The sequence below is a fragment of the Nocardia otitidiscaviarum NBRC 14405 genome (assembly GCF_000308635.1).
GTDB lineage: Bacteria > Actinomycetota > Actinomycetes > Mycobacteriales > Mycobacteriaceae > Nocardia > Nocardia otitidiscaviarum.
Genome location: NZ_BAGD01000042.1, coordinates 1 through 863, shown reverse-complemented (window position 1 = coordinate 863; position 863 = coordinate 1). Strand labels below are relative to the sequence as shown.

The following is an 863-nucleotide window of genomic DNA, read 5'->3' as shown; positions in this document are numbered from 1 at the left end:
AAAACGCCCTATTCGGACTCGCTTTCGCTACGGCTACCCCACACGGGTTAACCTCGCCACATACCGATGACTCGCAGGCTCATTCTTCAAAAGGCACGCCATCACCCCACCACAAGGGAGGGCTCTGACGGATTGTAAGCGCACGGTTTCAGGTACTATTTCACTCCCCTCCCGGGGTACTTTTCACCTTTCCCTCACGGTACTAGTCCGCTATCGGTCACCAGGTAGTATTCAGGCTTATCGGGTGGTCCCGACAGATTCACAGCAGATTTCACGGGCCCGCTGCTACTCGGGAGTCATCCACGACAGAGAACACGTTTTCGCCTACCGGACTCTCACCGTCTACGGTTGGCCATCCCAGACCAATTCAGCTAACGCGATCTTTTCTGACTGTCGCTCAGCCCGGCAGAACTGAGAAGAATGATCCCACGACCCCGGCTATGCAACGACTGCCGTCTATCACACATAACCGGTTTAGCCTCATCCGCTTTCGCTCGCCACTACTCACGGAATCACTGTTGTTTTCTCTTCCTGTGGGTACTGAGATGTTTCACTTCCCCACGTTCCCTCCACACACCCTATATATTCAGGCGCGGGTAACACGACATCACTCGTGCTGGGTTTCCCCATTCGGAAATCCTCGGATCTCAGCTCGGTTGACAGCTCCCCGAGGCTTATCGCAGCCTCCTACGTCCTTCATCGGCTCCTGGTGCCAAGGCATCCACCGTACGCTCTTACACACTTACTAACAAAGATGCTCGCGTCCACTGTGCAGTTCTCAAACAACACACAAGCCCGACCTTTTACCCAGCACCAGCCCGAGAAAACTCTCGGCGGTATGACTGAAGATCAGCCTCGTCGTT

At 54.7% G+C, this 863-nt stretch carries 1 rRNA gene; it reads right to left on the bottom strand.

Annotated elements, in window-relative coordinates:
* Nucleotides 1–748: ribosomal RNA gene (locus ON31_RS07265) — 23S ribosomal RNA — on the bottom strand; the annotation flags it as partial.
* Nucleotides 749–863: the final 115 nt, after the last annotated feature.